The sequence below is a fragment of the Thermodesulfobacteriota bacterium genome (assembly GCA_040757775.1).
Lineage (GTDB): Bacteria > Desulfobacterota > UBA8473 > UBA8473 > UBA8473 > UBA8473.
The window spans coordinates 66,351-81,071 of the sequence record JBFLWQ010000005.1 but is presented as its reverse complement, the minus strand read 5'-3'; the positions used below and the strand labels follow the sequence as shown (position 1 = coordinate 81,071).

Sequence of the window (14,721 nt, the reverse complement as noted above, 5' to 3'; positions counted from 1 at the left end):
ATGATAGAATTAAAGCCTATCATTCTTAACCTTTAAACAGCTTTCCCCACTCCGTCTTCATAAATTCCCTGATTCTCTTCTTCCCAATTAGGGGATACCAGAGATAATCATGGTAAAGATTAGAGGCAAACGGTGCCCAGAAAACTAAGGGTGAATTAAGCAAGGGTTTCTCCAAAAATCTCAAAAACCCTTTTCGAAGCAGCTGGTCTCCCCATATAACTAAACTTCTTTTTGTATTAAAACCAAAGCTTATATCAGAAATATCTTCTCCTGTTACCTCTATATCATCAGGGTTTCCAACCCCCAGTCCCATCTCATGACACATACGAATATAAGGGATCTCCATGGGATTAAATCCCATCATTCTGGCAGCGATGGAATCTATGGCTACTGAATCACTGCTGGCTAAGATGTAATTCTTAATCTCAGGGATCATTGTCCTTGGTCCTGCACCATCACCGCATACCGTTCCATCCATTACCGCAAAAATCCCGGGATGAAGCTCCCTCTGCATTATCATCAAATCGACTAAAACCTCATGAATATACTTGTGGGCATAGTGTCTTACTTCTTTAAGCAGCCCCCCGAAGGAGTTTTTAACCGCTCCGGTTGTTATAGAATGTCCATGTGTCTTTATCGTTGGAAGGTGAATAACATTCTTCCCGATAAACATCTCAGGTATCTCAATTCCCTCAGGGAATATCTTGTCCAGTTTTAAAAGTCTTTCTTTAAACTCATATCTAACCCATTTAACCTCGGGTAACGGTATGAAAGAGAGTCCATATTTCTCCAATATAGGGAGCCACTTATTGCTAACAGCGCCTTTTCTGGGATCGGTTACCACGGTCTTATTCTCGACAGGGAACAGCCTTTCTCTGGAAAAGCCGTCATCAATAAGGGTTTTTACTACCCCTTCCACCTGCCAGGGTTGGGAAGAACAGGAAGGAAAGTACTTTGTCCATGAAAGATTGAGTTTCAAAAGGGTGTCTTTATCTTTGGAAATAAACTTATCGTATTCTGCAAGATGCATTAAGTCCTTGTAATCATCCAGGATTGTCTCGGGGCTGGTTTTTAGTGCCGCCACTTTTGATATTGGCATTTATCTCCCGTATAATATTATTCCTACTGTTATCGCCCACAAAAGGATACTAACTATTAAAGGCTTATCTGTAACTAAAATACTCTCCGGGTTGCCTCCCTCTTCCTTTTTATGAATGAGATACAGGTACCGAAAAATCCCGTAGAGGACAAATGGTATGGTGAATATAAGGTTTCTGGTGCCAAACTTTTCTATCGTTTCTCTGGACATTGTGTAGAGGGCATAGGATACCACAGTTGAAGCAGTAACTACCGAGATCATCTGGTCCAACAGGTAAGGGCTGTAGTCTGTCAGAACTTTTCTATGCTTCTGAGCCCCCCCTTCCAGCACCACCAATTCATGTCTTCTCTTACTAAATCCCAGGAAGAGAGCAAGAAGGATTGTACAGATTAGAAGCCAGGAGGAAATCTCTACATCGATGACCATTGCACCAGCCACAACCCTGAGTGCAAAACCGCAGGCAATGGCAAAAACATCTAAAATAACTATGCGCTTCAGAGAAAAAGAGTAAGCTAATTGAAGTAAGAAATAAGCTAACGCAACAAGGAAAAAAGACAGGCTAAGGTAATAAGATATTCCCAGCAAGAAGGGTATGAGAAATATCAGTATTAATATGGCATGAGAGACCTTAAGCCTTCCGGAAGCAAGTGGTCTGCGAGATTTAACCGGATGGCGTCTGTCTTCTTCCAGGTCGGTAAGGTCATTGAGAATGTAAACGGAGCTGGAGAGAAGGCAAAAAATAAGAAAGGCAAATATTACTTTGAATAACAGGGGAAAATTGAAAATGTTTTGAGAAAATAAAAGCCCTGCGAAGACAACAAAGTTTTTTATCCAATGCCTTGGGCGTAGACTTTCCAGCATAGCATAGACGTTTTGCAATATGTTTTATTCCTTTCCTGAGACCTTTAAAAATGCCCAGTTTGTCATTGTGAACCCGCCAGAGGCGGATGAAGCAATCATTTAAGAAAAAATCTAAACAGAAACCTTTACCTGACCAAGAAATACAATTTTCTTGGCCCAATTGGGTAATATCACTAAGTTTGTCCATATAAAATAAATCAACAGTGTCCAATTTATGAATTCATCAATATTGAGGTTATAGTTTGGGCCAAGTCTGGAAAGGTAGAGCGTTAGAATCAATAAAATGAGTGCATATTTAGATGTTTTACTGAATTCTTTTTGTTCTTTAATCCATAATGTCATTTGGGGCAATACAATAAGCAAAAAAATAAGACGATAATCAAAATTGTTTCCATAGATAAATGTACCAATAAAAATGAAAGATCCAGTTCTATATGCGTCCAGATGTAAAGAGGGTTCATAATCCTTAGTAATACCTCCAAATTTAGCAGCAAGGACATAAGATAATAAAAAAATAAAGAAAATAAATATCCCATAAATGATTATTATTGTTGGACGGGGTATATTAAATTCTAAAACCCTTTTAATAATGGTGTTAATCCAATCAAAAGTTATAAGTCCTCCATAAGACATTCCCATAGAACGAGGGGTGTTTCGGCTAATGAGAAAAAAATCGTTGCTCAGATAAATATATAGAGAAAAAATTATTAATGCAAAAATAGAAGTGAATATACAAACACCTTTTTTCTCTCTTAAAACACTGGCAAATGCAAAAATGGGAAATAATTTAAGAATAGTCGAAATAATTAATAGGAAATACCCCCAGAAACTCGAATTTTTTTTTGAATTTAAAATTAACAATCCTAAGACTATCAACATAAAAATAACAAGATCAGTATTTCCTCGTTCAACCGATAACATAACTGTTGGGGAAATGATAGCTAATGCATAAAAAACTAACTCGCCAAGGTTAATTTTATTAAAAATTAATAACAACAAAATAAAAAAAAGAAAGGCAAATATGATTCCAACTAAATTTGTTAAGCTCTGGGTTATTCCTAAAACACTCAAGTTAAGCCATATTCTTGGATAATTAAACTTCCTTCCAAATGGATCATGGGGGTTGTCAAGATAAGGGTCATAACCCTCTCGATATGATTCAACTCCGGAAAGAAGACCTCTAAGATCAGCAAAACCAGGACTTAAAGCAGGAACTCCAAGATAATTTCGCCAGAAGAGATGATAGGACATAAAAAAAGATGATATATATATGATTAAGAAATATAAAATTATTATAGAAATTAGAAAGGGTCTAAGGTCATATTCATTTTTATAGGCTAAAAGCCTTAAAGTTTTTTGGTTAAAATATTTTGCAGTTTTTCCAATTATCCCCATTAGTAAATCAATATTTTCGATCTTATTGTTAAGTTCGTTCACATAATACACGAAAAAATGGATTTGGAATATTTTCATCTTCAGACAGCTCTATTTCAGAAGACTCATTTTCAGCATAAAGTCTCTGTCTAAGCTGCCCTTTGTGCCAGATAACTGGCATTCTGCCGAGGTAAGATGCCCACATGCTAAAGGTAGAGCCTGATGCTACCAAGATATTTGCACGGCTTAGGGCAAGCAAATCAGCAATACTTGAACCAAAAAATATCCGCTCTGCATTTGGCAAACTCACCAAGGGATAAAGCTCTTCGTCTGTACCATCTGAAAACACAAATACTTTGACTTGTTTTCCCAACTCATCACGAAGTTGGTTTATTTTACTTACATACCAAGAGATAGGTATACGGAGGTTCCATCCGCCTTCTTCAAGGGTTTTCCCTAAACGACTTACCATGGAAGACCTGAAATCACCAAGTCGAACATGAACAGAAATAGAACCTGAGAAGTCAAACAAAAGCCCTGACTTATGTTTTGACTTAGTAATCGAGACAAGTTCACTAAGTATCATATTGGAGTCTTTTAAAATATCCTGAAATAAATTTTTCATTCCTTCGAATATTACTATTGTATCTGAATAGTCTCTATTATGATTTTTAATAAATTCCTCTTCGGTTATTTTTGATAGCTTCGATAATAATAAAATTTTTTTTACTCCTTTAATATATCTCGAAGGAGTACAAAAAAAGTTAATGTAACTTCTTTTATCGCGATCTCCCCTAACGAATGTTCTTATTTTTATTTGTGGCCAAGTAGGGTTAATAGGTGTTAAATTATATTTTTTGGTTGCAACAATAAAGCGAGCCCAGGGGAAAAGTAAATTGCCGAGTCCTGAACCAAAAAGACGAATTATACCAAAATCATATTCACTCAGCTTTGGGTATGAAAATACCATTAATTATATATGTGTCCTAAAAGACCAAAGGGCAAATGAGGCAAATAGATAAAAACTTAGGAGCTTTGTTAATATTTCTCTTCGAAAACTTTTTATAAAACTAACGAACGAACCTACTCCGTAACTCAGATGTAGAATCGCAAACACAACAGGCAAACATGGCAGATATTTTATTTTATAATGAAAAGACAACTTAATTGAAAAAAAGATACTGCTTAAGATATATACGCTTACGACAGATATTAATAAAATTTTCGATATTCGCCAAAGACAAGATGTTGCTAATAGAATGATAATAGAAAATAAGAATACAAATGGTACTAGATGCCTTATCGATACCGCATTTCTGTTTTGTAAAAACGCTCGTACTATATCGTATCCATTCCCATAACTTTGTTTCATAAAACCAGTTAATTTTCTGCGACAATAATAAGTAGCTTTGATATCAGGATGAATATATATTTTCCCACCAGCATTTATTATCCTATGATTTAATTCTAGATCTTCGCATCTAGGAATATCCTCGTTAAACAAACCAATTTCTTTAAAAATACTTGCCCTGTATGCTCCAAACGGGACTGTATCAACGAACTGAGGAGAATGTTTAAATCTGAATTTTGACCCAGTTCCGAAAGCCGAAGAAAGAACAACTGCAATAATTTCGCCAAAATACCCATTTCCCATAGTGTTTAACACGCCCCCAACTACAACCGCTTCAGTTTTTTCTAACAAGTCTACACTTTTTGAAACATAATCAGGAAAAACTTCTGAATGTGCCCCTAAAATAATAACGATTTCCCCACGAGATTTTTTTATGCCAATATTAAGTCCGGCAGCCGAATTCAATTTTTGGTTCTCATAAATATAAATGTTCGGGTGAAGAGCAACAAAATTAGTTGCGATCTTAGCTGAGTTATCTTGAGACATTCCATCAACAAGAATAATCTCAATATTATTGTATGTCTGACTGGTTACAGAGTTTAGACACTTTTGTAAATACTTTTCCTCATCCTTAAAAGGTATAATTATTGAAACAAGTTTACTCACTGTTTAATCATCCTCAAGCTGGTAGATATCCACTATAGCATCAATTGCTAATAAAGAAATATCAAGTTTTTCATGGCAGTGCTCACAAATAAGGATCATATGATTATCAAGTCTCCGCATAATTTTCAGACGTTTTCCACAATGACAAACAAAACCACGGAGACGAGCTGGATTGCCCAGAACAAACCCATGGTCCGGAACATTTTTTGTGACAACTGATCCTGCTCCTATCATTGCATATTTCCCAATTGTAATACCACATACGATAGTCGCATTAGCCCCTATTGAAGCCCCCCGTTTGATAAGGATAGGATAAATTTTATAATCTGCAATAAATGACCTAGGATATAAATCATTTGTAAAAACACAATGTGGACCTAATAAAACATCATCTTCAATAATAATTCCATTGTAAAGCGAAATTCCGTTTTGGATTTTCGTATTATTTCCAATTTTTACGCCCTTATCAATATAAACATCCTTGCCTACGATACAGTTGTCTCCAATTTTTGCACCTTCCCTTATTTGAACATGATTCCAGATTTTTGTCCCCTTACCAATAGATGAATTTTTTGAAACTTCTGCTGATGGATGAATAAACACATTATTCATTTTCGCTCCTTTTACATCAGACAAATAATTATAGTCTTGACCAAAACAAATCGTATGATAGATAAAATATGTGTCAGGATGTGCAATAGATGATCCTCACGACTTCATACCACCCATTAAAGATTTTGTCGTTTCCAGCAGCTCTTTTCTTCGTTTTTCCAATGGAAAGTGTTCTATAATTCTTTGGCGTGCCAACTTTCCAACTTGAGGATTTACGAGAGCAGTTTTAATTGTATCAGCCAACTCTTGCGGGCTTAGATACTCTAAATAATAACCAGCATCACCAACAACTTCTGGCAAACCAGTTCGTTTAGATACCACAGGAACACACTCGCACAACATAGCTTCTGCAACGGAACAGCCAAAACTTTCCCATTCCGACGCTTGAACGTATACTGATGCTTTGCCTAAAGTCTCTATTAAATTTTGCCCATACTGGGGCCCAATAAAAGAAACATTTGAGCCAGCTCTATTTTTTAATAAATTCAATGTATTTAAATCCGAAGGCCCCACTATTATAAAATTGATATCCTTCATCAGATTTGCACAATCAACAAATAGTTTAAGTCCCTTTCTATGATAATTTTCCTCATTAATATGCGCAACTGTGATTACAATATTTCCCTGTTTTATGATTCCTGGTAATAATTTAAATGTCGAGTGATCAAAACCATGATAAATCAGCATTGTTCTTTTTGGATCGGCTTTTGCGTTAAAAATCGTCTCCTGTAAGCCAAATTCAGAGATGGCTATAGCAAGATCAGTGTGGCTAAAAATAAAATATGCAAAATATCTCTTTATGGGGTGAGCACAGAGCCCATAAGGTTTACCTGCAACTATGTAATTTGTGACATCATCATCTCCTGAAACAACAATCGATTTTTTATCAAGGAGCTTAGATAACAGAACTGCGAAAAAAGCGTGGAGTTTGCCAAACCACGAGAAGGTTAAATCGCACCATTGGACTTTTTTCACCATAGCTGGCAAATCTTGAAATCCCCTGAAATCGAATCGAACTACTTCATGTTCCTCTCGCAAAATGTCGAAATCTTTATCAATAAAAGTACTAAAAAAACCTGGTGCATACTGTCTTATAAAAAGAATCTTCATAAACTAATATTTATTATTGTAAAGATAACTTATTAATTTTAGCTTATATTCTTTTAAAAAGCTTCACAATAAGGAATACTTTTGTAGAATATTAAAAAACTGTTTACCTATGTTTCTTTTAAAATTTGCTTTATTTTTTATTAACTCTTTACCAGTTTTACCAAATTGCTGTCTTAATGATTCATCTTTATACTGGTTAAAAATAAACGTGGCCAGAGATTCATCATTCCCACTTTCAAACAAAAAACCATTAATTCCATGCTCGATAAGCTCTTTGGAAGCCCCTTTATCTGCACCTATTACTGGGAGGCCAAAATACATAGCCTCTGCCAGTGCCCTTCCATAACCCTCTCCCCTTGAGGGAGAAACAAAGAGGTCCGCTCTTTTGAACCAGGTAGATAGCTCAGCCTTTTCCAGCCTTCCATGAAAAATTACCTTATCTTCAAGTCCCAAATCTGCTATTAAATCTCTCAGCATATCCATATATTCTGGCTCGCCTTTATTTTCTCCTACTATATGTAAGCAAACAGGCAGATCTTTTAGCCTACCTATTGCTCTTATTAAGACATGCAGTTCCTTAAAGGGTTCACAGTAACCGACAAACAGGATATCAAAGATACCGTTCTCTTTTTCTTTACCTGGCAAGTCAACTTCCGGAGGCATATCGAGTCGGGGATAAATCACCTCAAACTTATCCGGTTTTACACCCAGATTTATTAATTCTTCTTTTGTAGCATTGCTGTTTGCAATTACAAGCACTGCCTGGTTGAGTAAAATTCTTGTAATAATCTTATCTAATCTGTTTAGAAACCCGCTTCTCAGGGAATAATGATAGATTGCATTAACAAAGATAACAAGCTGACATTTTTTTATGCTCCTAGCCCATAAGGCAAAAAATAGAAACCGATGCCTCAGGTAAGAATTCATGATAATGATTTCACTTTTCCCAATTTCCTTCAATTTTCTAATTGCCCAAAGGTTGGATAAAAATTGAGCCTTTATTGAACCAAGATTCAATATGTTAACCCTCTCTTTGAAAAACCTTTCTTCTTCAGGATTTAAAATAATCAATGAAAAATGACTATCCAGATAATCAAGAACTTCATTCATATACTTTGCGCCACCAGTGGTTTCATCATTTGGTCGTGAACCTATATAGAAGAGCCTGTTTCGATTTTTTAAATCTGGCACAGCGCTATCTCTCTGAATTTGCTTCCCCGGTCAATTCTTCGGTTTTCCACGCAGTCCACATCAATGCCGAGCCAAACCAGATCATTGGGTTGTCTGTTATGTCACCGGTTGTCATCGAGTTTAAGAAAGCGAGTAGAAACGTCAAAATTCCAAAAAACAGGGCAAGAGGTTTTTTCTTAAACTCCCGATATTTGAAAATACTCTTTAAAGCAATTACAAAATTGAAAAAGAGGAACACCACAATAACTGATAATCCAATGACACCAAACTCAGATGCCACCTCCAGAATCAAATTATGAGGATAAATTTTGTTATCACTGACTGCGGAGTAATTAGAGAACCCCCCTGTACCCAGCCCGATTAAGGGGTAAGAGAGAAATGCCTGCACACCAATATCATAAACATTTCTCCTGCTGCCGCTATACCTGTAATCAAGTTCAATATCTTCACCTTGATAAAGTGCAATGTATCGTTGTCTTGGATCTTCCGGAGTGTATAAAAAAACCCCATAACTGATTACAGCAAAAACTATCATGAAAACAATTTTTTGCAGGAGAGGTCTTTTTTCAATCAATGTTAAATATACAAGAAAAACAATAAAGATTGAGATAGCAGGCATACGGGAGCCGGTAGTATATATAAGAAATAAAAAAAGGGGAATCATCCCATAAAGCAATGCCTTCATTCGAAAAGAATCGGTTAGCCGGGCTATGAGAAGATACGAAATAGTAAAAAGTCCTGCTGACCTGGCAAGTGAAAGAGATGAAAAACCCATAAACCGGAATCGTTTGGCTACCCCTAATGGTTCCTGTATGAAAAAAGAGATTAAACTTGAAATTAAAACAATAATGCCCAATAATACTGAAACAAATACCATATTATTTAATCGTTCTTTATCGCCTCTAAATAAAGTCACCCCCAGGAAAATAAAAAGGTTATATAGGATATAAGCCTGTACTTTATGAAAACCATATATTGGAGAAGGACTCCATAGCAAACCTGCAATCAATAAAATCAGAATAGAGACGGGTAAGATATAAACCTTCTCGAAGGAGATTGCTTTTCGTTCTTTACCTATATATATAATGAGTGCAAAGAGAAGTATAATTGCAAATGGTAAAGCACGCATCCCCTCAGGGACATTTATTGCCTCAAGCGGAGGGTCTAAAAATCCCAAACATGAAACATAAAAAACAATCCCTGCTTCAGGGTACTTAATTAAAAAGACAAAAACAGTTATGATAATCAGAACAGCAAGTATTATTAACAGCATTGATTCCGTTTTAAATAAATTTGTAAACATAAGAATCAGGCGAGCACTAAAAAATGCTGTCATTATAAATATTGCATAGACTATAAAGCTGATGTCTCTATTTTTATAATTCAACATAAATTTCTTCTAGCCCTCTTAACTTTAACGATTATCCCTTTTTTCATATAGCCCTAATTCCCGTTTTATGTTTTTATCCCGTATCATATTGACTAAGCTTTCTCCTAAAGTAAATTTCATTAGAGGATTTACAAGGAACTTCTGTTTAATCAGCCCTGAATAATGGCTAAAATAAAGTTTGGGTGAGAAAGAAGCACCATATCTACGACGAATTTGAATAAACTCTCTCCATGCCCTCCCTTCATTTTTAGGAATTGATTTTGCACTAGGATGGGTTCTGAAATTTGCTAAATACTCTGGTATTCTTTTTACAACGCCGATTTTTCCAATCCTTATAAAAAAATCCCGATCCATCTTGAAATGGAGATTTTCATCCAGAAAACCTACCTTTTCAAGGATGCTACTTCTAAAGAAGACGCCTTGCTGGGGTATGTAATAATTATAGTCAGTTATATATTTTTCTAAATCAAATTCTTTTCTTGACCAGGGTTTTATAATTTTATCCTGTTGATCAATTATATGTATATCGCTATAAACCATATCTACTTCCGGATGTTCCTGAAAATATTTTGCCACATAGGAAACAGATCCTGATTTATAAGTATCATCAGAATTAAGATAAGCAATTATTTCACCGGTAGACATTTTCCACCCTTTGTTGATGGCATGGGATTGCCCGTTATCTTTCTCGCTTACCCAATAAGTTAACCATGGCTCGTATTTCCGAATTATTTCTACGCTATTGTCAGTACTTCCCCCATCTATAATAATGTATTCAAGGTCATGATACCCTTGAAGCAAAACAGAACGGATTGTTTCCTCAAGAAATTGCCCCTGATTATATGAAGGCGTAACTATACTGATTTTCGGCAATTCAAGGTTTTTTGACATTGCATCCTGCAATGGCGGGGTTTCTTCTGTCCATGGCCAACCGGTTTTTCCTGACAGAGGAGGGGGAAGATCTTTTAATGTTGGGCAAATCATTAAAGACCCCTATATACTTCAAGGGTTTGCTGTGCAGTTTTATCCCATGAATAATGCTTGATTTTTTCAAAACCTTTTTCAACCCGGGCAGAATTTCGCCCCTCAGTTAACGCTATTTCAAATGCATTTACCATACTGTCTGAATCCTGAGGATCAAAGTACACAGGGCATTTACCCGCAACCTCAATTGTTGATGGTATTTTTGAAGCAACAATGGGACATCCGCAAGCCATTGCCTCAAGTAATGGGATTCCAAATCCTTCGTAAAGCGATGGGTATACCAATGCCACTGCCCTGCGATAGAGCTTCGCCAGAGTGCGATCATCGATGTGTCCGAGAAGATGAACGTACCTATCCAACCCGAGCCTCTTCAACTCATCAATCTGATTCAATGTCCATGGCCTACCAACAACTACCAGATCAACTTCCTCATGCCCCCGCCATTGTCGATATGCCTCTATCAGTCGATCGACATTCTTATAATGTGACCGGATACCCACATAAAGCAGGTATGGCTTTCCGGGTATTATTGCAGCCCAGTGCTCATCAGCTCCTTTCTCCCTGAAAACGTCGCTGCACGCCGGCGGAACAACCCATATTTTATCGGCATTTATGGCATAGAATGAAATCAGATCGTTTTTCGTTGTCTGCGATATGGCGATGATTGCATCGGCATTAAGAATACATCGTTGCTTCAGCTTACGAAACTCTTTTATTTCTTTTCCAAAAAACTCCGGGTAACGTTCATGTGCCATATCAGGAACTGTTATTACGAGAGGGCCCTTCCATAAATCAGGAAGGGTATAATAACTTGAATGCCATATCTGTTTTTGTAACTCCTTAAGAAATAGGTTATATATCTGCTGTTGAATTTTTGGCACAAATGGTCTCCATAAAAAACCAGGGCGCAAGAATCTTTGTGCCTGAGGAAGAGATAGGTCATGGATATTATCATGGGCTGGTAAAGTTTGGCAGTTGCTCTTATAACTCAATAAGGTAATGTGGAGTGACCTGTCGATATTACATATACGTGGAAGAATTTCATTAAAGATACGGGCAATTCCTCCCCATGCCTGCATTTTATATATTATCCCATCGATAACAACGTTCATATGTTTAATCAACTCTTTGAACAAAGGTGAGTCAAAAGTTTAAATACTAACAAAAAAGCGTTCATAGCCTAGATGATCTTGGTTTCTTGAAAATATTCAGTCATAGTTCATTGATTTGAACTATTTAATTTTGATTTTATATAGTTAAAATCTTTTTTTATTAGAGATTGTCTTTTTTGTCTTCTGTGCTTACATAAAAATAATTTTTCTATAAGTTTCCTATAAACAACAATTCTTAGAGGGAATAAAATACGTTTAAACTTTTTATTATCAATTGGGAATCTTCTCTTTGTTAAAAAATGTATACTTGATCCATCTGTGAAAAAGAAACAATTTAATCTATTGGAAATTTCTCTTAATGTTTCAATACTATAGAAAGATATATGTTCCCCTTCCTCTGCCACAAAATACCACCAATCTTCGATATTATTTTCTGGCTGCAACTCAGTACTAAATAGTAAAGAATCTGATAATAGTAACATATTGTTAATCTCATCAATCGGGTTTTCAAAGTGTTCAAAGACCTCAAATGCAGTTAACAAATCAAATTTGGTAAAATCTTTCAAATCGTTAATATCAAAGTATTTCGCAAAAATATTTTCACTGTATTTATCCTGTCTATAAAAGTTGTATCCCTTATCTCTCATCATTCTCACAAACAACCCGGTACCACCTCCAAAATCAAGAAATTTTGATGCTGATGGGAATAGCGCGTTAATTATCCTTTCTGAAATTTCAACCATTAACACATTTCTATTAACAGCGCCAACGTCCAGTACTCCAAGTGTATTATTTTTGTAAGTCTCCTTCAGCCAATATGGAGATTGTGTTTGAATAAATTGACAATTTGAACATTGAAAGTAATCAACATCATACTTGTAAAGAACTTTTTTGGTAAAGATAAAGATAAGCTTTGAATTACATACATTACATTTCATATTTTATTTCTGATTCACATAATATTATTCTGCCATTCCGTGCTTGACACGGAATCCAGTCTTTTAGTTTTCTGGATTCCTGCGCCTGCCCCGTACTTGATAGGGGGTTCGCAATGACTATTGAAACCCTGTAGCAAGCTCCAGGGAATTATCAAGTTAAAAATCCCAATTTACTAAACGTGTATGATTTCCAGCCATCTGTGCTTGAACTAGATGAAAGAGTTTCTCATCTGATGGTTTGTGGTTTATTATCATATCTGTCGCTTCTTTCCATACACATTCTTCTTCGAAATCATTATGGGTACTCATCGCTGGAATCAGATTGCAATGTACCCAGAATAAGATAAAATATAGATACGCAAATAATTTTGCTTTCTCAATTTGGTGGTTATCTAACGGTCTAACTTTGTGAATGTTTTTTAGTAACTCAAAATAATCTTTTTGCGACTGCGGCTCAGTCGTAAACCCGAAACCAGAATATGAACTCTCACCAGATAAAATGCAAGGAATACCAAAACATGAAAACTCCAATCCCGCAGTTCCAGATACTGTCACTATAGCTTGAACGGTACTAAGTAAAGATTTTGAGTTCACATCATCAGGCAAAATTTTTACATGGGAACAATCTCCAGCTAAGATTTGGTATTCACTTTCAGTGGTTTCCCTGCAAAAATAATACTTCTCAGAAGGGTGGGCCTTAATTAACCAATTTACATGGTCTATCGAATGGATAGCCTTAAGTGTTAGCTGATACCATGTTAGAAAATCTCTAAAAAGCATCCAATTATTGCAATGGGGTGCATCCACAAAAACATGTGACATTATGCATACGATTGGGACATTGATAGACCATCCAAACATCTTACAGATTTCTAATTTTGATAATACTCTTTTTGTCTTAGAAAAAGCTAATACAGCATCCTTGTCTTCGTCCTCTCCTGAAAACCGTTGCTGTAAAAATTCTTCGGCAGCTTTAATAGCTTCATTTTTGTGATTTTTATAGAAATAATCATAAAGTTTTTTGGAAGGTCTTGCCTGATAAGTGTGAATAGATTTTGGATCATCATACTTTCTGACCGCGATTCCATATCTCCAATACCACGGAGAGTAAATAACGGCGCCATGTTTCAAGGCAACTCTACTCAGTAACCCTCCAACGACATAGTTTATCTCAGGCTGTACAACTATCGATATGTTTTTCTTCTTGAATAGTCTGTCGAAATGGTAGTAACAGCGCAACGCCCAAAATGTAACCCAGTAAAAATTAAATGTTATTGTCTTAATTGTTCCATTGCCCGTCTGTTTAAGATATTCGTCATAAAGCAGATAACCAATCGATATACCATCAATCTTTAATTTAAGTATATCATCTGTTCTTTTCAAAGTAGATGCCAATTTGACAAGTGTGAGGAAGCTTTTTAGAATACAGATAAGATTACTTTTGTTAGCGTTAAGATGAAAAAAATCTTTTACCCCGTAAGACATAAAAAAATTACTGATTTTTTTTTCTTTTCGACCGGTCAAAAAAGCTAAGGGGTATAGTTGGGTATTTTTACGGATGTAATTTGCGACAATTATATTTGTCATTAAATATCCTGGGTGATTGACACGCCCATCAATGAGAATATATCCCTTTTTTATATCCTTAATATCTTCAAGAAAATTTTCCCAAACTGAATAGTTTATTTTTAAAAAATTTTGGTATGTAGAATCCACAGATTGATCCACTTTTTTTAGATGAGTTTTGGGACTTGAAAAAATACCTTTCAGGTTTCTAACAATATAGAAAATGCTATGACGGATAATGCTCACTACCAACCTAACAATTTGATAATACTGTTTTAATTTTCCCATAATATTATTCGTGTGAAAACTAAATCCCTACTTATGCGCCCTTATAAAAAGAAATGATAATCGTGAGAAAGTAAAATTCTCGAATCACGACGTCCGAATACTTGCTATGATGAACCTTTTGAAATTCTTGGGTACAGCCTGTCCTAACGCGTTATTACGCCTGTGGTCTTATGGAATTC

Annotated in this window: 13 protein-coding genes; all 13 read right to left on the bottom strand. The window is 35.8% G+C overall.

Features of this window, described 5'->3' with window-relative positions; all coding sequences use genetic code 11:
- Positions 1-25 precede the first annotated feature (25 nt).
- On the bottom strand, positions 26-1,099 hold the full coding sequence (locus AB1401_04855) for a DUF362 domain-containing protein (protein ID MEW6614775.1): 1,074 nt from the start codon (positions 1,097-1,099) through the stop codon (positions 26-28).
- A complete protein-coding gene (locus AB1401_04850) occupies positions 1,100-1,978 on the bottom strand; it encodes a decaprenyl-phosphate phosphoribosyltransferase (protein ID MEW6614774.1) in 879 nt (292 codons plus the stop codon).
- A 93-nt stretch (positions 1,979-2,071) separates the two neighbouring features.
- A complete protein-coding gene (locus AB1401_04845; protein MEW6614773.1) occupies positions 2,072-3,355 on the bottom strand; it encodes a glycosyltransferase 87 family protein in 1,284 nt (427 codons plus the stop codon).
- Positions 3,356-3,383: 28 nt separating this feature from the next.
- A complete protein-coding gene (locus AB1401_04840; GenBank protein ID MEW6614772.1) occupies positions 3,384-4,304 on the bottom strand; it encodes a hypothetical protein in 921 nt (306 codons plus the stop codon).
- Between the two features lie 3 nt (positions 4,305-4,307).
- A complete protein-coding gene (locus tag AB1401_04835; protein MEW6614771.1) occupies positions 4,308-5,351 on the bottom strand; it encodes a glycosyltransferase family 2 protein in 1,044 nt (347 codons plus the stop codon).
- 3 nt (positions 5,352-5,354) lie between these two features.
- Entirely contained in the window at positions 5,355-5,963 is a 609-nt protein-coding gene (locus AB1401_04830; protein ID MEW6614770.1) for an acyltransferase, read from the bottom strand.
- A 96-nt stretch (positions 5,964-6,059) separates the two neighbouring features.
- Positions 6,060-7,073 carry a glycosyltransferase family 4 protein gene (locus tag AB1401_04825; protein ID MEW6614769.1) on the bottom strand — a complete coding sequence of 338 codons (1,014 nt, stop codon included), beginning with the start codon at positions 7,071-7,073 and terminating at the stop codon, positions 6,060-6,062.
- Between the two features lie 63 nt (positions 7,074-7,136).
- Positions 7,137-8,264: a glycosyltransferase family 4 protein gene (locus tag AB1401_04820; GenBank protein ID MEW6614768.1), complete on the bottom strand. Its 1,128-nt coding sequence runs from the start codon at positions 8,262-8,264 to the stop codon at positions 7,137-7,139.
- Positions 8,265-8,268: 4 nt separating this feature from the next.
- Positions 8,269-9,654, bottom strand: coding sequence for an O-antigen ligase family protein (locus tag AB1401_04815; GenBank protein ID MEW6614767.1), 1,386 nt, complete (start codon positions 9,652-9,654; stop codon positions 8,269-8,271).
- 24 nt (positions 9,655-9,678) lie between these two features.
- On the bottom strand, positions 9,679-10,638 hold the full coding sequence (locus tag AB1401_04810) for a glycosyltransferase family 2 protein (protein MEW6614766.1): 960 nt from the start codon (positions 10,636-10,638) through the stop codon (positions 9,679-9,681).
- Positions 10,638-11,750, bottom strand: coding sequence for a glycosyltransferase family 1 protein (locus AB1401_04805; protein MEW6614765.1), 1,113 nt, complete (start codon positions 11,748-11,750; stop codon positions 10,638-10,640). Before AB1401_04805 ends, AB1401_04810 begins: the two co-directional genes overlap by 1 nt.
- Positions 11,751-11,857: 107 nt before the next feature.
- The gene (locus AB1401_04800) at positions 11,858-12,688 is read right to left on the bottom strand and encodes a class I SAM-dependent methyltransferase (protein ID MEW6614764.1); all 831 of its coding nucleotides are present in this window, start codon (positions 12,686-12,688) and stop codon (positions 11,858-11,860) included.
- 156 nt (positions 12,689-12,844) lie between these two features.
- Entirely contained in the window at positions 12,845-14,542 is a 1,698-nt protein-coding gene (locus tag AB1401_04795) for a hypothetical protein (GenBank protein ID MEW6614763.1), read from the bottom strand.
- Positions 14,543-14,721 lie beyond the last annotated feature (179 nt).

What these genes read in the sequence shown, in the direction of transcription:
- AB1401_04855 (MEW6614775.1), bottom strand. Translation starts at nt 1,099, where the DNA reads ATGCCAATATCAAAAGTGGCGGCACTAAAAACCAGCCCCGAGACAATC.
- AB1401_04845 (MEW6614773.1), bottom strand. Translation starts at nt 3,355, where the DNA reads ATGGGGATAATTGGAAAAACTGCAAAATATTTTAACCAAAAAACTTTA.
- AB1401_04840 (MEW6614772.1), bottom strand. Translation starts at nt 4,304, where the DNA reads ATGGTATTTTCATACCCAAAGCTGAGTGAATATGATTTTGGTATAATT.
- AB1401_04830 (MEW6614770.1), bottom strand. Translation starts at nt 5,963, where the DNA reads ATGAATAATGTGTTTATTCATCCATCAGCAGAAGTTTCAAAAAATTCA.
- AB1401_04825 (MEW6614769.1), bottom strand. Translation starts at nt 7,073, where the DNA reads ATGAAGATTCTTTTTATAAGACAGTATGCACCAGGTTTTTTTAGTACT.
- AB1401_04815 (MEW6614767.1), bottom strand. Translation starts at nt 9,654, where the DNA reads ATGTTGAATTATAAAAATAGAGACATCAGCTTTATAGTCTATGCAATA.
- AB1401_04810 (MEW6614766.1), bottom strand. Translation starts at nt 10,638, where the DNA reads ATGATTTGCCCAACATTAAAAGATCTTCCCCCTCCTCTGTCAGGAAAA.
- AB1401_04805 (MEW6614765.1), bottom strand. Translation starts at nt 11,750, where the DNA reads ATGAACGTTGTTATCGATGGGATAATATATAAAATGCAGGCATGGGGA.
- AB1401_04800 (MEW6614764.1), bottom strand. Translation starts at nt 12,688, where the DNA reads ATGAAATGTAATGTATGTAATTCAAAGCTTATCTTTATCTTTACCAAA.
- AB1401_04795 (MEW6614763.1), bottom strand. Translation starts at nt 14,542, where the DNA reads ATGGGAAAATTAAAACAGTATTATCAAATTGTTAGGTTGGTAGTGAGC.